At 68.0% G+C, this 17,393-nt stretch carries 18 protein-coding genes and 2 tRNA genes; 15 read left to right on the forward strand and 5 right to left on the reverse strand.

Annotated elements, in window-relative coordinates; genetic code table 11:
* Positions 1-2 precede the first annotated feature (2 nt).
* Complete coding sequence (gene trxB, locus ACJMKZ_RS18420; protein WP_405234694.1) at positions 3-986, reverse strand: thioredoxin-disulfide reductase; 984 nt, start codon at positions 984-986, stop codon at positions 3-5.
* A 245-nt stretch (positions 987-1,231) separates the two neighbouring features.
* Between trxB and ACJMKZ_RS18425 the strand changes: the two genes are divergently transcribed.
* Genes ACJMKZ_RS18425 through serS form a run of 5 tightly spaced genes read left to right on the forward strand, consistent with a single transcriptional unit; the run spans position 1,232 to position 7,416 of the window.
* Entirely contained in the window at positions 1,232-3,562 is a 2,331-nt protein-coding gene (locus ACJMKZ_RS18425; protein WP_405234695.1) for a DNA translocase FtsK, read from the forward strand.
* A gap of 19 nt (positions 3,563-3,581) precedes the next feature.
* Positions 3,582-4,373 (forward strand): outer membrane lipoprotein chaperone LolA, encoded by a 792-nt coding sequence (gene lolA / locus ACJMKZ_RS18430; protein WP_405234696.1) that lies wholly within the window; start codon positions 3,582-3,584, stop codon positions 4,371-4,373.
* Positions 4,374-4,378: 5 nt separating this feature from the next.
* Complete coding sequence (locus ACJMKZ_RS18435; protein ID WP_405234697.1) at positions 4,379-4,771, forward strand: VanZ family protein; 393 nt, start codon at positions 4,379-4,381, stop codon at positions 4,769-4,771.
* Positions 4,764-6,122: a replication-associated recombination protein A gene (locus tag ACJMKZ_RS18440; protein WP_405234698.1), complete on the forward strand. Its 1,359-nt coding sequence runs from the start codon at positions 4,764-4,766 to the stop codon at positions 6,120-6,122. The genes ACJMKZ_RS18435 and ACJMKZ_RS18440 overlap by 8 nt, the downstream gene beginning before the upstream one ends.
* 19 nt (positions 6,123-6,141) lie before the next feature.
* Complete coding sequence (gene serS, locus ACJMKZ_RS18445; RefSeq protein ID WP_405234699.1) at positions 6,142-7,416, forward strand: serine--tRNA ligase; 1,275 nt, start codon at positions 6,142-6,144, stop codon at positions 7,414-7,416.
* Between the two features lie 4 nt (positions 7,417-7,420).
* On the opposite strand, the gene ACJMKZ_RS18450 is transcribed toward serS, so the two are convergent.
* Positions 7,421-10,267 (reverse strand): mechanosensitive ion channel domain-containing protein, encoded by a 2,847-nt coding sequence (locus ACJMKZ_RS18450; RefSeq protein ID WP_405234700.1) that lies wholly within the window; start codon positions 10,265-10,267, stop codon positions 7,421-7,423.
* 101 nt (positions 10,268-10,368) lie between these two features.
* Between ACJMKZ_RS18450 and ACJMKZ_RS18455 the strand changes: the two genes are divergently transcribed.
* The 4 genes from ACJMKZ_RS18455 (at position 10,369) to ACJMKZ_RS18470 (ending at position 12,043) form a co-directional block, all read left to right on the forward strand.
* A tRNA-Ser gene (locus tag ACJMKZ_RS18455) sits at positions 10,369-10,459 on the forward strand.
* 117 nt (positions 10,460-10,576) lie between these two features.
* Positions 10,577-11,080 carry a hypothetical protein gene (locus tag ACJMKZ_RS18460; protein WP_405234701.1) on the forward strand — a complete coding sequence of 168 codons (504 nt, stop codon included), beginning with the start codon at positions 10,577-10,579 and terminating at the stop codon, positions 11,078-11,080.
* The gene (locus tag ACJMKZ_RS18465; RefSeq protein WP_405234702.1) at positions 11,077-11,400 is read left to right on the forward strand and encodes a hypothetical protein; all 324 of its coding nucleotides are present in this window, start codon (positions 11,077-11,079) and stop codon (positions 11,398-11,400) included. The genes ACJMKZ_RS18460 and ACJMKZ_RS18465 overlap by 4 nt, the downstream gene beginning before the upstream one ends.
* 43 nt (positions 11,401-11,443) lie before the next feature.
* Positions 11,444-12,043, forward strand: coding sequence for a phosphoglycerate mutase family protein (locus ACJMKZ_RS18470; RefSeq protein ID WP_405234703.1), 600 nt, complete (start codon positions 11,444-11,446; stop codon positions 12,041-12,043).
* Here the strand turns inward: ACJMKZ_RS18470 and trmH are convergent.
* Positions 12,007-12,675 (reverse strand): tRNA (guanosine(18)-2'-O)-methyltransferase TrmH, encoded by a 669-nt coding sequence (trmH, locus tag ACJMKZ_RS18475; RefSeq protein ID WP_405234704.1) that lies wholly within the window; start codon positions 12,673-12,675, stop codon positions 12,007-12,009. The genes ACJMKZ_RS18470 and trmH overlap by 37 nt on opposite strands.
* A 90-nt stretch (positions 12,676-12,765) precedes the next feature.
* Between trmH and ACJMKZ_RS18480 the strand changes: the two genes are divergently transcribed.
* On the forward strand, positions 12,766-13,182 hold the full coding sequence (locus ACJMKZ_RS18480; protein ID WP_405234705.1) for a secondary thiamine-phosphate synthase enzyme YjbQ: 417 nt from the start codon (positions 12,766-12,768) through the stop codon (positions 13,180-13,182).
* A 21-nt stretch (positions 13,183-13,203) separates the two neighbouring features.
* Here the strand turns inward: ACJMKZ_RS18480 and ACJMKZ_RS18485 are convergent, their stop codons facing one another.
* Positions 13,204-13,662 carry a peroxiredoxin gene (locus ACJMKZ_RS18485; RefSeq protein WP_405234706.1) on the reverse strand — a complete coding sequence of 153 codons (459 nt, stop codon included), beginning with the start codon at positions 13,660-13,662 and terminating at the stop codon, positions 13,204-13,206.
* A 13-nt stretch (positions 13,663-13,675) separates the two neighbouring features.
* Complete coding sequence (locus tag ACJMKZ_RS18490) at positions 13,676-14,137, reverse strand: GNAT family N-acetyltransferase (RefSeq protein ID WP_405234708.1); 462 nt, start codon at positions 14,135-14,137, stop codon at positions 13,676-13,678.
* A 124-nt stretch (positions 14,138-14,261) separates the two neighbouring features.
* Here ACJMKZ_RS18490 and ACJMKZ_RS18495 point away from each other — a divergent pair.
* The 5 genes from ACJMKZ_RS18495 to ACJMKZ_RS18515 all read left to right on the forward strand — a co-directional run bounded on the left by ACJMKZ_RS18495 (position 14,262) and on the right by ACJMKZ_RS18515 (position 17,390).
* Positions 14,262-14,335 (forward strand) — tRNA-Arg (locus tag ACJMKZ_RS18495).
* Between the two features lie 40 nt (positions 14,336-14,375).
* The gene (locus ACJMKZ_RS18500; protein WP_405234709.1) at positions 14,376-15,455 is read left to right on the forward strand and encodes a DUF2855 family protein; all 1,080 of its coding nucleotides are present in this window, start codon (positions 14,376-14,378) and stop codon (positions 15,453-15,455) included.
* Positions 15,452-16,153 carry a thiopurine S-methyltransferase gene (locus ACJMKZ_RS18505; RefSeq protein ID WP_405234710.1) on the forward strand — a complete coding sequence of 234 codons (702 nt, stop codon included), beginning with the start codon at positions 15,452-15,454 and terminating at the stop codon, positions 16,151-16,153. Before ACJMKZ_RS18500 ends, ACJMKZ_RS18505 begins: the two co-directional genes overlap by 4 nt.
* A 107-nt stretch (positions 16,154-16,260) precedes the next feature.
* Entirely contained in the window at positions 16,261-16,902 is a 642-nt protein-coding gene (locus ACJMKZ_RS18510; RefSeq protein ID WP_405234711.1) for an isochorismatase family protein, read from the forward strand.
* On the forward strand, positions 16,899-17,390 hold the full coding sequence (locus ACJMKZ_RS18515) for a c-type cytochrome (protein ID WP_405234712.1): 492 nt from the start codon (positions 16,899-16,901) through the stop codon (positions 17,388-17,390). The genes ACJMKZ_RS18510 and ACJMKZ_RS18515 overlap by 4 nt, the downstream gene beginning before the upstream one ends.
* Positions 17,391-17,393 lie beyond the last annotated feature (3 nt).

The raw sequence follows: 17,393 nt of genomic DNA on the forward strand, positions 1-17,393 counted from the left end.
GCTTAAGCCGCGGCCTCCCGGGACTGATTCGTCTCCTGGGACTCGAGATACTTGTCCGCATCCAGCGCCGCCATGCAGCCGGTGCCCGCCGAGGTAATGGCCTGGCGGTAGACGTGGTCGGCCACGTCGCCGGCGGCGAAGACGCCCGGCACGCTCGTGGCGGTCGCGTTGCCGTCGATGCCGGATTTCACCACGATGTAGCCATTGTGGGTCTCGAGTTGCTCGCGGAATAGCTCCGTGTTCGGGTTGTGGCCGATGGCGATGAAGACACCGTCGCAGTCGATCTCGCGGGTGGCGTGCTCGTGAGCGGCGTCCCGGATGCGCACGCCGGTGACGCCGCCTTCGTCGCCCAGCACTTCGTCGAGCACGTGATCCCAGACGATCTCCACCTTGCCTTCGTCTGCCTTGGCGAACAGTTTCTCCTGCAGGATCTTCTCGGCACGGAGGCTGTCGCGCCGGTGCACCAGCGTCACTTTAGAGGCCAGATTGGACAGATAGAGCGCTTCCTCCACCGCCGTGTTGCCGCCGCCGACGACCACCACGGGCTTGCCCCGGTAGAAGAAGCCGTCGCAGGTGGCGCAGGCGGAGACGCCGCGGCCCTTGTAGGCCTCTTCCGACGGCAGGCCGAGGTATTTCGCGGAGGAACCGGTCGCGATGATGAGCGCGTCGCAGGTGTAGGTGCCGTAGTCGCCGTGCAACGTGAACGGGCGCCGGGTGATTTCCGCGGTATGGATGTGGTCGTTGATGATTTTGGTGTCGAAGCGCTCGGCGTGGCGGAGCATGCGCTCCATCAGGCCGGGGCCCTGAAGTCCTTCCACGTCCCCGGGCCAGTTGTCCACGTCCGTCGTGGTCATGAGCTGGCCGCCCTGTTCCATGCCGGTGACGAGCACCGGGTCGAGTCCGGCCCTGGCCGCGTAGACCGCCGCCGAATAGCCGGCGGGCCCCGAGCCGAGGATCAGTACCCGGCAGTGTCTCGTCTCAGTCATAATTGCTCCGCGTCTCGTGCTCTCGGTGTGTCGGCGACCGGGCGGGACCCTGGCGGAACCACGGTGGAACCCCGGCGGCCCCGGTCGATCAGAGGGACCGAGTTTATTGGATTGCGGTGGAGGTCGGCAAAATCCCTTCCGCAGCTGTCAGTCGCCTCGAAGTTGTTCTGAAGTTGCGGCGAAGTTGCCAAGGCCCCGGCCCGCGACCTATCGTAGGCGGCTGCTTCCGAGACATAATTCCCCCTATGGCGAAAGCAACGCGTCTGAAACAGTCACGCACCGGCCCCCGCGCGCCCGTGCAGGCACCCCTCGTGCGCACCCTGAGGGAGGCGGCCCTGTGGGTCTTCGGCGCGCTCGCCATCATCCTGTTCGTGGCGCTGGCCACCTATCATCCGGCCGATCCCGCTTTCTCCCAGGCGGGTGGCGCGGAGCGCATCCACAACCGCATCGGCACGGTGGGGGCCTGGTTCTCGGACCTGAGCTACATGCTGTTCGGGGCCCCGGCCTACCTGTTCCCGGTGATGATGCTGTTCGCCGGCTGGCTGATCTTCCGCGAGCGCCGGAATCCCGAGCCCCTGGACCGGGCGGAGTTCGGGCTGCGCTTCGTCGGCTTTCTGCTGACGCTGGCGACGAGCTGCGGCCTCGGCACGCTGCACTTCGCCGCCGCGGAGCTCCGCGAGACGGCGGGCGGCGTGGTCGGGCAGCTGGTCGGCGGCGGCCTGCAGTCGCTCATGGGCACGCTCGGCGCCACGTTGCTGCTGCTGGCCGTCTGGGTCGGCAGCGTGGCGGTCTTCCTCGGATTCTCCTGGCTGGCGGTGATGGACCATGTGGGGCATTTCGCGCTCGAGGGCTGGGAGCGGCTCGTCGGGCTGTTCGACCGGCTGCGCGACCGGGCTCGGGGTCGGCGCGCGCAGCAGGAGCGCCAGGAGGTGGTGCGGGCAGAGAAGAAACGCACCGCCAGCCGGCCCAAGCCGCGCATCGAGCCGGTGATACCGGCGCTCGAGACCAGCAACCGGGCCGAGAAGGAGCGCCAGGTGCCCCTGTTCGAGCCGCCGGGTGCGAGCGAGCTGCCGCCGCTGAGCCTGCTGGACGACCCGCCGAAGCAGAGCTCGGGCTATTCCGACGACGCGCTGGAAGCGATGTCGCGGCTGGTCGAGCTGAAACTCAAGGACTTCGGCATCGACGTCGAGGTGGTCTCCGTGCACCCGGGGCCGGTCATCACCCGCTTCGAGCTCGATCCGGCGCCGGGCGTGAAGTCCGCCCAGATCTCCAACCTCGCCAAGGATCTGGCGCGCTCCCTCTCGGTGGTCAGCGTGCGGGTGGTGGAGGTCATCCCCGGCAAGGCCTACATCGGGCTGGAGATTCCGAACGAGACCCGGGAGCTGGTGACGCTCGGCGAGATCCTGCGCTCGAAAGTCTACGACGAGATGGCGTCGCCGCTGACGCTCGCGCTCGGCAAGGACATCGGCGGCAACTCCGTGGTGGCGGATCTCTCCCGCATGCCGCATCTGATGATCGCGGGCACGACCGGCTCCGGCAAGTCCGTCGGTATCAACGCCATGGTCCTGAGCCTCCTGTACAAGGCACAGCCGGAGCACGTGCGGCTGATCATGATCGACCCGAAGATGCTGGAGCTCTCCGTCTACGAGGACATCCCGCATCTGCTGACACCGGTCGTCACCGACATGAACGAGGCGGCGAATGCGCTGCGCTGGTGTGTGGGCGAGATGGAGCGGCGCTACAAGCTGATGGCCGCGCTCGGCGTGCGCGGCATAGGCGGCTACAACCGCAAGGTGCGCGAGGCTGCGGATGCGGGCGAGCCGCTGAAGGATCCCACCTGGGAGCCGCCGGAGCTGGTGGACGAGGACAAACCGGTGGAGGCGCCGGATCTCGAGCCGCTGCCCTTCGTCGTGGTGGTGATCGACGAGTTGGCCGACATGATGATGATCGTCGGCAAGAAGGTGGAGGAGCTCATCGCCCGGCTGGCCCAGAAGGCCCGCGCCTCGGGCATCCACATGATCCTTGCCACCCAGCGGCCGAGCGTCGACGTGATCACCGGCCTGATCAAGGCCAACGTGCCGGCCCGCATCGCCTTCCAGGTCTCGGCCAAGGTGGATTCGCGCACCATCCTCGATCAGCAGGGCGCGGAGAATCTGCTGGGCCACGGCGACATGCTGTTCCTGCCGCCGGGCACCTCCATGCCGGAGCGGGTGCACGGCGCCTTTGTGGCCGACCACGAGGTGCACAAGGTCGTGAAATACCTGCGCAAGGCCGGCCAGCCGCACTACCTCGATGAAATTCTCAGCGGTCCCACGAGTCCAATACCCGGCATGCCGGATATCGGCGGCGCCGGCGAGGCGGGCGTGGACAGCGAGCAGGACCCCCTCTACGACGAGGCGGTGCGCATCGTGACCGAGACCCGCAAGGCCTCCATCTCGGGGGTCCAGCGGCGCCTGAAGATCGGCTACAACCGGGCCGCGCGCATGGTGGAGGCCATGGAAGAGGCCGGCCTGGTGGGACCGTTGCAGGCGAACGGCTCGCGCGAGGTGCTCGCGCCGCCGCCGCCCGAGGACTGAAGGTGGGATCGAGCAAACGATGAGAATCCGGGCAGCACTTGTCACGGCCGTGGCGGCCGCCCTGCTGGCGGCGCTGCCGGCTGCGGCCCCGCTACAGGCCCAGTCGGGCGACGCAGACCCGGCGGCGGCACCGGCCGATCAGGCCGGACAGATCGATCAGGCCGATCAGGCCGATCCGAGCGACGCCGAGCGCGACGACCTGCGCGACGAGACGCGGGTACCGGCGGAATTGCGCCGGTTTTTCGCGGGCATCGATACGATCCGCGGAGAATTCAGCCAGGTGCTGTTCGATACCCGGGGCGAGGCGGTGGAGCGCTCGGCCGGCGAATTCGCCATCCTGAAGCCGGGCCGCTTCCGCTGGGAGTACACGGAGCCGTACGAGCAGCTGATCGTCGCCGACGGCGAGAACATCTGGCTCTACGATGCGGATTTCGAACAGGTCACGGTGCGCGAGCAGACGGATTCGCTGAGCCAGTCGCCGGCCATGCTGCTGGGGGGCGATGCCGCCGCGCTGGAGGCGTTTCGTTATCTCGGCTCCTACAGCCGTGACGGCCGTGACTGGCTGCGGCTGGAGCCCGTGGCGCCGGAGTCGGACTTTCGCGCCGTGAGCCTGTCGTTCGCGGGCGGCGAGCTGGAGATGATGGAACTCACCGACGCACTGGGCCAGGTCACCCGCATCGAGTTCACCGAACTGGTCACGAACGATTCCCTGGACGCCGCGCTGTTCACCTTCGAACCGCCGCCGGGGGTGGACGTCATCGGCGTGCAGGAGTCGTCCGCGGCCACACCGGCGGCGACAGGCAGCAGGTGAACCCGATGGCCGCGCTTCGCTACCGCCGCTGGTGGCAGGCGGCGGGCTACGCGCTCGTCGTCGTCCTGACCGTGAATTCCCTCATACCCTGGCCCCAGCTGGCGGAGGCGCCGGACCACTTCGACAAGTGGCTTCATGCCGGCGCCTACCTGACCCTCACCCTGTGGTTCTGCGGCGTACACGAACGCCGTCACTGGCCGCTGGTGGCCGCTGGTCTGCTCCTGCTGGGTGCGGCGATCGAATTCGCCCAGGGCCGGACCGGCTACCGGCAGGCGGACCTGGCCGACATGGCCGCCAATGCGGCGGGCATCGGTATCGGCCTGGCCGTGGCGGCCGCGGGGGCCGATGCCTGGTGCCGCCGGCTCGAGTCTCTGCTGCCGGGAGCCCGCAATGCCTGAGCCTGTCGGAGAACGTAGCCGTCGCGGCGACAGCCGCCCGCTGGCCGATCGCATGCGCCCCGCGGAACTGGGCGAGTTCGCAGGCCAGGAACATCTGCTCGGCCCCGACAGCCCGCTGCCGCGGGCCGTGGCCGAGGGCCGCATCCATTCGATGGTGCTCTGGGGCCCGCCGGGCAGCGGCAAGACCACGCTGGCGCGTATGGTGGCCCGGCAGGGGGAGGCCCGGTTCATTGCGCTTTCCGCCGTCATGGCCGGCGTGAAGGACATCCGCGCCGCCGTCGAGGAGGCCCGCAAGGCAAGGGAGGACTTCGACGAGGCGACGGTGCTGTTCCTGGACGAGGTGCACCGCTTCAACAAGGCGCAGCAGGACGCCTTCCTGCCGTTCGTGGAGGACGGCACGCTGACTTTCATCGGCGCGACCACCGAGAACCCGTCCTTCGAGCTGAATAACGCGTTGCTGTCCCGGGCCCGGGTCTACGTGCTGAGGCCGCTGGACCGGGCGGCGCTGGTGCGCATCCTGGAGCGTGCCCTGGCGGACGAGGAACGGGGCCTGGCCGGACGGGTGCGCCTCGCGCCGGAGCAGTTGCAGACGCTGGCCGAAGCCGCGGACGGCGACGCGCGCCGGGCCCTGAACCTGCTCGAGCTCTGTGCCGACCTCGCGGGCGAGGAGGGCAGCGTCACGGATGGCGTGGTCGCCGAGGTCATCGCGGGCGGACGCCGGCGCTTCGACAAGGGCGGGGAGGCCTTCTACGACCAGATCTCGGCCCTGCACAAGGCCGTGCGGGGTTCGGACCCGGACGCCGCCCTGTACTGGCTGGTGCGCATGCTGGACGGCGGCTGCGACCCGCTCTACGTGGCGCGGCGGGTGGTGCGCATGGCCACCGAGGACATCGGCTGCGCCGACCCGCGGGCGCTGGGCACGGCGCTGGACGCCTGGGAGGCCCAGGAACGCCTCGGCAGCCCCGAGGGAGAACTCGCCATCGCGCAGGCGGTGGTATTCATGGCTTGCGCGGCCAAGAGCAACGCGGTCTACACCGCCATGAAGGCGGCGCAGGCCGACGTGGAGCGCTACGGCTCGCTGGAGGTGCCCCTGCATCTGCGCAACGCGCCCACGCGGTTGATGAAGGAACTGGACTACGGCAAGGCCTACCGCTATCCCCACGACGAGCCGGACGGCTATGCGCCGGGCGTGGACTACTTCCCCGAGGAAATGCCGCGGCGAAAGTATTATCATCCCGTGCGCCGCGGCCTCGAGCAGCGCATCGGCGAGAAGCTACAAGAGCTTCGCCGCCGGGACCGGGAAGCCGGCCAGGACCGAGCGCCGCCTCGTAAGACGACCAACGACGACTAGCCCGCAACGAGCCGCAGCCATGATCGACCCGAAGAGACTCAGAAACGAGGCGAAAGCCGTCGCGGCCAATCTGGCCCGTCGCGGATTCCGGTTCGACGCCGAAGCCTTCCTGCAGGCCGACGAGGAACGCAAGCGCCTGCAGGTGGAGACGGACGAGTTGCGCCAGGAGCGTAACCGCAGCGCCAAGTCCATCGGCCAGGCGAAGGCGAAGGGCGAGGACATCCAGCCGCTGCTGGACGCCGTGCAGGATCTCGGCGACCGGCTCGAGGCGGCGGAGAACGAACTCGAGCGCGTACGGGGAGAGCTGGAAGCGCTGCAGCTCGGCCTGCCGAACCTGCTGGACGAGTCCGTGCCCGAGGGCGACAGCGAAGACGACAACGTGGAGATCCGCCGCTGGGGCGAGCCGCGTGAGTTCTCGTTCGAGCCGCGGGACCACGTCGCCATCGGCGAGGCCGACGGACAGCTCGACTTCGAGGCGGCCAGCCGGGTTTCGGGCGCTCGCTTCGCCGTGATGTCCGGGGGTATCGCGCGACTGCACCGGGCGCTCATCCAGTTCATGCTGGACGTGCACACCGGCGAGCACGGGTACCGCGAGGTCTACGTGCCCTACCTCGTGCGCGGCGAGGCGCTGCTCGGCACCGGCCAGCTGCCGAAGTTCGGCGAGGACCTGTTCCATATCGAGGACGAGCGCGACCTCTACCTGATCCCCACGGCCGAGGTGCCGGTCACCAACCTCGTGCGCGAACGGATACTTGAGGCCGACGAACTGCCGCTGAAGATGGCAGCGCACACACCGTGTTTCCGCTCCGAGGCCGGCTCCCACGGCAAGGACACGCGGGGCATGATCCGTCAGCACCAGTTCGAAAAGGTGGAGCTGGTGCACATCGTGCCGCCGGACCAGTCCTGGGACGCGCTGGAGGAACTGGTGGGCAACGCCGAGAAGATACTGCAGCGCCTGGAGCTGCCTTATCGGGTGGTGGCACTGTCGGCGGGTGACACCGGTTTCTCCGCGGCCAAAACCTACGACATCGAGGTGTGGCTGCCGGGCCAGAGCCGCTACCGTGAGATCTCCTCCTGCTCCAACTGCACGGACTTCCAGGCGCGCCGCATGCAGGCCCGCTGGCGCAATCCGGAGACGGGCAAGCCGGAGCCGCTGCACACGCTGAACGGCTCCGGCGTGGCGGCGGGCAGGGCATTGATCGCCGTGCTGGAGAACTACCAGCAGGAAGACGGCAGCGTGGACGTGCCGGAGCCGCTGCGGCCCTACATGGGCGGCCGGGAGATTATTGCCTGACGGTTCAGCGGGCAGTGGCCCGGTTCTTCAGCACCTTCTGCAGCTCGGCCAGGGCCTGTTCCCAGCGCTCCTCGGAGCTGCGGTAGTACTCCTCCCAGTCCTCCGTCGCCGGGATGCCGGCCACCTTGATCGTCAGCACCACGGCCTCGTCGGCTTCGCGGATGATGTATTCCTCGGTGATCGGGCCGGTGGGCAGGTGCTCGTCGCCCTCGGGCGGGACCATCACCACGCGCATGCGCCGCGGCGGCATGAAGATATCGATGCGGCCCTCGAGTACGGAGTCGTCCTCGAATTCCACCCGGTAGCTGCCGCCGATGTGCGGCTCCACCTGCGCATCCCGGGCGTACCAGCGCACCAGCCACTTCTCGTCGGTGACGGTGCTCCAGACCGTCTCCAGCCGGTTCGTGAGCCGGATCTCGTGCGTGTGGCTGCGGGTCATCTCCTCCGGGTGCACCGGCGGCGGCGCCTTCGGTTTCACCGGCGCCGGCTCCGCTTCGTGCTCCCGCCTTGCTTCTGCGGCGGCGTCCATCTTCGCCTGCTCAGGCAGCGAGATGAGGTGCAGGTCGCGCTGCGGGAAGGGGATGGTGATGCCGGCCTCGCGGAACGCCTTGTCGACGGCGAAGTTGATGTCGCTGATCACCGTGAAGCGGCGCTCGATGCGCTTGATGCGCACGCGCAATTCGAAGTTCAGCGAGCTCTCGCCGAAGGCCATGAACAGCGCCCGCGGCGCCGGCGCGCGACCGTCCGTGATGACCTCCGGGTGTTCCCGGGCGATGGTCTCGAGAATGTCGCGCACCTTTTCGATGTCGGAGCCGTAGGCGACGCCGACCTCGATGCGCAACCGTCCCTGGGGATTGCGGAACACCCAGTTGGTTACCCGGCCCGAGACCAGCTCCGAGTTGGGCACCAGCACGTTCTGGTTGTCGAGCGTCTCGATATCGGTGGCGCGGATGCGCACCCGGCGCACGAAACCCTCGGTGCCGCCGACGGTGACGAAGTCGCCCGCCTTGATCGGCCGTTCGAACAGCAGGATGAGCCCGGAGACGAAATTACTGGCGATGGCCTGCAGGCCGAAACCGATACCGAGACCGAGTGCCGTGACGAACCAGGCGAGGCCGGTCAGATCGATGCCCGCGACGTTCAGGCCGATCAGTATCGCGATGACTACGCCGACGTAACCGAACAGGGTCACCAGCGCATCGCGCGCGCCGCGGTCGAGCGCCATGTGCCGCAGCCAGCGCCGGTCGATCCAGCGCTTTATCCAGCCGGTCACGACGATGAGCGCGGTGAGGATCAGGAGACCCTTGACGATCTCCGAGGGCACCAGCTCCAGCTGGCCGATCTCCCAGCCCTCGAAGATGCGGTACTCCAGGCGGTCGAGCGTGTTGCCCGAGCTGTCCCAGACGTAGATGACGTAGACGACGAAGGAGATCCAGAGGAACAGGTCGATCACCAGCTGGATGAAGCCGAAGCTGGTGCGCGATTCCCGCTCGGCCGCGCCGAGCAGATCGCGTACGCGCTGGGCCAGCGGTGCCTCGCCCTCGACCAGGCCCTCGAATGCCCGGAATACGAGCCAGAGCAGGATCCACAACGCGAACAGTGCCAGCGCCGTTCGCACCAGACCGTGGATCATGAAGCTCGAGAGATTGTGGTAGCCGAGTGCGGCCGCGCCCACCGCGGTCAGCACCGCCGTGACGCCGGCGAAGCGGAGGAAGCGGAAGCGGCCCTGCAGTCCCGGGATGCGCCGGATATAGATGAGCAGCGACAGCAGCGAGATCGCGACGGCCAGCAGCAGTAGCACGTGCAGCAGGTTGTCGCCGACGGTGGCGCGGGGCCCCAGCCAGCCGGGGCCGAGTACGACGTAACTGACTACAAGGCCGACCAGAAGCACCCGCATGCGCAGCCGGAGCGGCTGTACGTGATCGGGTATCAGGCCGGGGACCTTGGCCGACGGTGACAGCGGACCGGTCGCCCAGTCGATGATCACCGCGCCGACGCCGAACAGGAACAGGGCGGCGGCGAGTCGCATGGCGGCCAGGTCGAAATCCGCTCCGCGGATGGTCAGGAACAGCACCGAGGTGAGGGCAGCGCCCTCGAGCAGCAGCGGCGCATAGTTCGCCAGCGGTTTCGGGAACAGGTACTTCAGCCGCGGCGTATCGTCGATCTCCGTGACCGCCTGGAACCAGCGCATGAACCGGTGCCGGATGAACAGCCCCGCAGCGGCCGAGACGACCGCGGCGGCCAGCAGCAGCCAGAGCAGTCCGGCCTCCGTCACACCCGGCTCCAGGTCCAGTTCGGCGGTCTTGCGCAGACGCGACGGCCAGTCCGGCACGGTCTGCGGTATGGCCCGGATCAGCCCGATGATGGTGCTGCGGCGCTCCCACAGGAACGCCGCCGAGATCTCGGCCTGAATGTCGGCGACCAGATCGCTCAGATCGGAGGCCTGATTGACGATCTCGCGACAGGTCGACAGGCGCGCCTGGGCGTTGGTGAGCTCGTTGCGGATGCGCACCCGCTGGTCCCAGAGCGCCGTGTCGATGGTGGGATCGACGTCCTCCAGGATCTTGTTCTGTTCGGTGAGGCGTTCGACTTCCGGCGAGGTCTTGCGGACACAGGCTCGGCCCCGCTCTCCGAGCGCCTCGGCCTCCCGCTGCGCCTCCCGGAGCAGTTCCTTGTCGCGCTCACCGGCTTCGAGCCGTCCCGCGAGATACTGCAGGCGCTCGAGTGCTGCCGGTGGGGAGAATGCCTCACCGGTTTGGGCCAGAGCGCCCGTGCCCGCCGTCGCGAGTGCGCAGAAGACAAGACCGAGGAAGGCTGGCCATCGGAGTCGGGCGCGGCGTTCAGCCTTCATGATTCGTGCGGTGTCCCCGGCGCGGCAAGATGCGGGCAGTATAACCAAAGGGTTGCGCGCAGTTGAAACGCTGTCTGCGCGGCGCCACAATGCCACGCACCGGAGAGGTGGCAGAGCGGTTGAATGCACCGGTCTTGAAAACCGGCAAGGGTTAGTAGCCCTTCGTGGGTTCGAATCCCACCCTCTCCGCCACACTCCCGCTCAGTTCCCTTGAACTATCACCCCGCCAACCAGTCGCACCTCCTTATGAGCGTATTTCCGAAATCTCTCGATGCAGTTCTCCTGCTTGCTCTCATAAGCGTTCTCGTCATGTCGGGCTCTAGCTGGGCCCAGACCCAGGAACGCCCCCGCCCGTGCACCGAGCGCCCCGAGTTCTCCCAGTTCGATTTCTGGGTAGGGAACTGGGAGGTGCGCACCGCCAAGGGCGAGCTCGCAGGTACCAATCGGATCACCAAGCGGGCTGACGACTGCGCGCTGCTGGAGGAGTGGACCAGCGTACGCGGCGGCAGCGGCATCAGCGTCAATTACTACGACCCGGCAGCCGGCGAGTGGGTGCAGGTCTGGAACGGCAGCGGCGGTACCCAGATCACCATCCGCGGTGGCCTCGACGAGGACGATGCCATGGCGCTTGCCGGGACCCTGCACTACGTCAGCCGCGGGCAGACCGTCGGGTTCCGCGGGCTGTGGACGCCGCTGCCCGACGGCCGCGTGCGCCAGTATTTCGAGCAGTCGACCGACGACGGCGAGACCTGGGAGCCCTGGTTCGAAGGCTTTTACAGCCGTATCGACGAGACGGAGGAGGGCGCGGAGTGAACCAGCGCTACCGGGGCCACACGGGCGATTACGGCGCCACCTCCCGCACGTTCACAGTCCCCACGACGAACCCGCTCCTGAACGGCGTCATCGTCGTGCTCGGTTTCCTCGCGCTCGGTGCCGCCATGCTGCTCGGCCTGGTCGTGCTCGCCGTGTTTCTCGTCTCATTGTTCGTGCTGGCCGGGGTCGTCGGCCTGCGGCTGTGGTGGCTGCGTCGAAAACTCGGCAAACGACGGCAGGACGCGGCGTCGCGGAGCGGCGTCATCGAAGGCGAATATCGGGTCGTGGACCTCGAGCAACGACGTCGCGAGCGCCGCTGAGGCGCCGTAGCCTGCCGCGGCAAAACCGCGTAAGCTTTCGCGCGTGGCAGCCAACAACTCGAAACGCCGTCGTCTCCGCCAGCGCCTGATGTCCATGACGGGCTTCGTCCTCGTCGCCGTCGGACTGGCCTGGTTCTTCGAGTCCCAGGCCACCACCACCATCCTGTTCGTACGGCATGCCGAGAAGGCGGCCGAGCCCGCCAGCGATCCGGGCCTGAGCGCGCAGGGCGAACAGCGAGCGCGGCTGCTCGCGCGAGTGCTCGGCGACGCCGACGTGGTGGCCGGTGTGGATCATATCTACGCCACCCAGTACCGGCGCACCCAGCAGACGGCACGCCCGCTGGCCGAGAGGCTGGACGTGACGCCGGTCCTCTACAACGCCGGCGACATCGTCGGCGTGCTCGAGGAGATCCTGCAGGAGCACAAGGGCAGGATCATCCTGGTGGTGGCCCACAGCGACACCATCCCCCAGCTCATCGCCGAACTCGGCGGCAGCAAGAACGTGCCGCCGATCGCGGAGAACGAGTACGACAATCTCTACGTCGTCTCGATACCCTGGTTCGGCAAGACCAAGACCCTGCGTTTCAAGTACGGCGAGCCGCCGCCTCAGGCGTACCCGGAGCCGGAGCCGGCCGGCAGATAGCCCTCTTCGTCGAGTTCGGGGTAGGGGCGCCCCTCACGGCGCAGCTGGTCGGCCACCTCCGGATAGCACCACTCGAACAGCTTCTGCCGATGCAGCTCGGGATCCAGCCGGCTTTGCTCGTAAAGTCCCGCGGCCTGACGCTGCCGCTGGGCCTCGTAGAGGATCAGAGCCGTGGCCACCGACACGTTCAGCGAGGCCACCATGCCTTCCATCGGGATGACGATGTGCCGGTCCGCCGAGTCCGCCGCCTCGCGGCTGACGCCCCACAGCTCGGAGCCGAGCAGGATGGCCGTCGGCCCCGTGTAGTCGATGTCGCGGAAATCCACCGCGGTGTCGGAGAAGTGGGCGGCGAGGATCTGATGGCCGGCGCTGCGCAGATGGCGCAGCGCCGAGCCGAGGTCACGGTGCGGGCGGATCTCCACCCATTTGCGCGAGCCCGCCGATGCCATGTGATGGCGCGGCACCTCGCCGCCCTCCGAGATGGCATGGGCCTCGTAGATGCCGACGGCGTCCGCGGTGCGCAGGATGGCGGAGATGTTGTGGGACTTGTGGACGTTCTCGGTGAGCAGTGTGAGGTCGGGCTGACGCCGGTCGAGGACTCTGCGGAGCTTCCGATATCGGGCCGGTGTCATGCGCGACTCCCAGGGAGCGTCCCTTTCAGCCGCTCCGTTTCCACCGTAAGGTAGGGGATTCTAAACCGAGTGCGAGCGGAGATGACAACCATGTTCCGGCAGAAGACGATCGAGTTCCGGACGTCGGGGCGCGAGACGCTGGATATCACCGGCGAGGTGGAGTCGGCGGTGGCGGAGAGCGGCATCGAGACCGGACTGGCACATCTGTTCCTGCGCCACACGAGTGCCTCCATCATGCTCTGCGAGAACGCCGACCCTGCCGTGCGGGAGGATCTGGAGCGCTTCATGCAGCGGATCGCGCCCGACGGCGACGCGATGTTCCGGCATCGGGCCGAAGGGCCGGACGACATGCCCGCCCACGTGCGGACGGTCCTCACCCAGTCGGAGATGACCCTGCCGGTGGGCGGCGGCCGCCTGCTGCTCGGCACCTGGCAGGGAATCTACCTCTGGGAGCACCGCCACGCCGGCCACCGGCGGCAGCTCGCGGTGACCGTCTACGGAGATTGAGTCGGTGCCGGCACGGCCCTCCTAGCCGTCCGCGTTCAGGCGGATCGCATTCTCGATGAAGCTGCGATGCTTGCCGATCATGAGGTCGGCCTGCACGGCGTCGCCGATCTCGCCGTCCGGGGTGATGAGGTAGGTGACGCGCCGCACTCCGATGCCCAGTGGGCCGTCCGCATCGTAGCGCCGGATCACTTCCTTGTCGGTATCGCAGAGCAGCCTGAAAGGCAGCCCGTGCTTGTCGCGGAAGCGCCGGTGGCTGTCGGCGTCCTGGGGGCTCACGCCCGTCACCTGAAGTCCCGCCGCCGCGAGCTCGCCGTGGATATCGCGAATGTCGCAGGCCTCTTTCGTGCAGCCCGGCGTGAAGTCCGCCGGATAGAAATACAGGATCAGCGGTCCGCCGGCGAGCAGGTCGGACAGCGAGACGGGATTGCCGTCCGCGTCCGGCAGCGTGAACTCCGGTGCGTGTGTTCCAGGCTTCAGCATGGCTGGTGGCTCCTCAGTGATAGTCGAAAATGTCTTCCATGACCCGATAGCCGCCGTCTTCCATGCCCATGGCCTCGTAGACGCGCCGGGCACGGTCATTGCGGTCGTCCACGTAGAGACGCAGTCCGCCGATGCCGGGCGTCTCGCGGGCGAGCCTCTCGACGTGGCGGTACAGGGCGGAGAAAACGCCGCGGCCTCTCGCCTCGGGGCGCACGTAGACGCTCTGGATCCACCACAGCATGCCATTGCGCCAGTCGCTCCATTCGCGGGTAGTCATGATCTGGCCGACGACCTCGCCGTCCAGTTCGGCCAGCCAGTAGCGGCCGAGCGAGGGATCGGCGAGCAGCGCCGCGACGCCGGCGGCCACGGTGTTCGGACTCAGCGTGATGTCTTCCGACTCGGCCGCAAGCAGCCGATTGAATTCCGCGATGATGGCCGCGTCCGCCGTTCCGGCGTCTCTGATGCGGAGGGTCATGGGGTCTCCGTGGAGTCTCGTGTCGATCGATCCACTCATGATACCGGCTGGCGAGGCCCGGGTGGGGCGGGTTGGGGCTTCGCTGAACCGGCGGACGGTTCTGCTAGAATGCGGCCTCGGCAGGGCCCCGGTAGCTCAGCAGGATAGAGCATCAGATTCCTAATCTGAGGGTCACAGGTTCGAATCCTGTCCGGGGCGCGTTTCCCCTGCCGTGTGCATCCCCCGCCGGAGTCCGCTCATGAAGGTATTCGAAGTCAGAAAAGACCGCCTCGACGAAACACGCATGGTGCAGCGGGACTTCCCGTCCGTGGGCGACGGCGAGGTGCTCCTCTCGGTGGACCGCTACGCCTTCACGGCGAATAACATCACGTACGCCGTGTTCGGCGAAGCGATGCATTACTGGGATTTCTTTCCGGCGGAAGAGGAGGGCTGGGGCATCGTTCCGGTCTGGGGGTTTGCCGACGTGGTGGCCTCGCGCTGCGAGGGCATCGAGCCCGGCGAGCGTTTCTATGGCTACTACCCGATGGCGAGCCACGTGAAGGTCAGGCCCGGACGGGTCGGGAAGTCCGGTTTCTCGGACGTCTCTGCGCACCGCCGGGAGCTGCCGGAGGTCTACAACCGTTACACCCGCACCAGCGCGGATCCGGCCTACCGGGAGGCCCTGGAGGCGCAGCAGATGCTGTACCGGCCGCTTTTCATGACGTCGTTCCTGCTGGACGACTTTCTCGCCGAGGCGGACTTCTTCGGTGCGAGAGAGGCGGTGCTCACGAGCGCGTCCAGCAAGACCGCGTTCGGCCTCGCGTTCCTCCTGCACCGCAACCGCAAGCCGGGCATCGAGATCCGCGGGCTGACCTCGCCCTCCAATCTCGACTTCGTCAACGGCCTCGGCTGCTACGACACGGTGCATCCCTACGACGCCATCCACGAGTTGCCGGGCGAGCATCGCACCCTGCTGGTCGATTTCGCCGGCAATACCGACCTGCGCCGGTCCATCCACGAACACTACGGAGAGTCGCTCGCCTACAGCTGCTCCGTCGGCGCTTCCCACTGGGACCAGGCGGCGGGCGGCGGCGAGCTGCCGGGCCCGAAGCCGACCCTGTTCTTCGCGCCCTCCTGGGTGGAGAAACGGATGAAGGACTGGGGCCCCGGCGGTATCGAACAGCGGGTATCCAAGGCCTGGCAGGCTTTTCTGGAGGCCTCACGGGACTGGCTCGAGATCCGCGAAGACAGCGGCGACGAGGCGCTGGAGCGGGTCTATAAACGCACGCTCGCAGGCGACATGCCGCCGGGTGTGGGCCAGATCGTCGTCATGGCATGACCGGGGCGGCGACGGACCCCGAGCAGGACCTCGAGCACGACAAGGCCGCGTGGCTGGAGCGCTGGCAGGCCGGCAGGACGGGCTTCCACAACGATGCCGTCAATCCGCACCTGGCCCAGTTCTGGCCCGGCTTCGCCCTGCCTGCGGGCTCGCGGGTGTTCGTGCCGCTGGCCGGCAAGTCCCTGGATCTGCTGTGGCTGGCGGAGCAGGGCTACCGGGTGGTGGCCAATGAGCTGAGCCCGCTCGCTGTCGAGGCGTTCTTCGACGGGGCCGGTATCGTGCCGTCGCGCCGGCACTCCGGGCCTTTCGAGATCTGGTCCCATGGCCTCGTCACCGTGCTCTGCGGTGACTACTTCGCTCTGGATACGGCCGTCACCGGCCGGCTGGATGCCTGTTACGACCGTGCGGCGCTGGTGGCACTGCCGCCAGCCCTCAGACGTCGCTACATCGAGCGGCTGGCCGTGCTGCTGCCGGCGGGCGCGCCGGTACTGTTGATCGGCGTGGATTACCCCCAGGAGGAGATGGAGGGGCCGCCGTTCTCCGTGCCGCAGGCGGAGGTCCGGGAGCTGGCGGCCGGCCGTTTCGGGGTGGAAGTCCTGGCCGCGGGCATGGACATGCTGGCCGACAATCAGCGCTTCGTGGAGCGCGGCGTAACGCGCATGGAAGAGACGGTGTACCGGCTGGTGCGCGGCGGCTGAACGGCCGCCGGTGCCGGGTTAGAATCCGGCGTGCCCCCCTGCGACAGGGCGACAAGGCGACGACGGCGGGGCGATGATGGCAGGGCGAAGACGGCAACGGAGGCGAAATGAGCGACAAGTACCGTGAAGTGGGCTACAGCAGCGGCGTCATCGAGTACGGAGAACGCCCCGCGGTGGTGGTGGTGGACTTCCAGCTCGCCTTCACCGACGACGCGTATCCCCTCGGCGGGCTGCCGATGATCGATCGCGCCGTGGACCGCACCGCGGAGCTGCTGCGGGTGGCCCGGGAATGCGGCGTGCCCGTCGCGAAGTGTTTCACCGCCTACGACAGCCCCCGGGACGTGCCCCACTGGAAGGTGCAGGCCGTGCACGACCAGTTCTACTTCGGCCATCCCTGCACTGCGATGGATCCGCGGGTGGACGACACCGACTACGATTTCAACTTCGCCAAGAGTGCGCCGTCCATCTTCTTCCAGACGCCGCTGACGACTTTCCTGCACAAGGAGCGGGTCGACTCGGTGATCGTCACGGGCTGCACCACCAGCGGCTGCGTGCGGGCCTCGGTGGTCGATGCCTTTTCGCACGGTTACCGGGTGTTCGTGCCTACCGATTGCACCGGCGACGTGGACGAGGGCCCGCATCAGTCCAACCTGGCCGACGTCGGCAAGCGCTACTGCGAGCTGACCGATGCCGCCGCCATGATGGAGTGGTTCCGCGGCGGCCGGGTGGTGGAGGGTCGGCGCGCATGAGGCGGGCGGGAAGCCGGAACCGCACCGTTGCGCCCGCGATCCTGCTGCTGCTTCTGGCCGGCTGCGGCGCCGGGCCGGACAGCGCCGACCGCCAGCCGGCGGTGACCGCCGCCGAGCTGGGCGATCAGACGGTCTTGTCCGCCGACGAGTATCTCGCCCAGCCGACGTATGCCGGCGCAGATCTGGAGCGCGGCCGCAGTCTGTACCTGCAGTGCCGGGCCTGTCACACGATCGAGGAGGGCGGGAGCAACCTGGCCGGGCCCAACCTGCACGGCATATTCGGCAGCCGGGCGGCGGCCGTAGAGGACTTCCCGTATTCTGAGGCCCTGCGCCAGGCGGATTTCATCTGGACGCCCCGCGCGATGGACGCCTGGATCACCAACCCCTGGCAGTTCCTGCCGGGCAACCGCATGAGCTACGGCGGCATGCGCCGGCCCGAGGATCGCCGCGACCTGATCGCCTGGATGCTCCGCGCCAGCGACGAGTAAGGC

It is taken from the genome of Lentisalinibacter salinarum, assembly GCF_040706555.1.
GTDB lineage: Bacteria > Pseudomonadota > Gammaproteobacteria > Steroidobacterales > Woeseiaceae > Lentisalinibacter > Lentisalinibacter salinarum.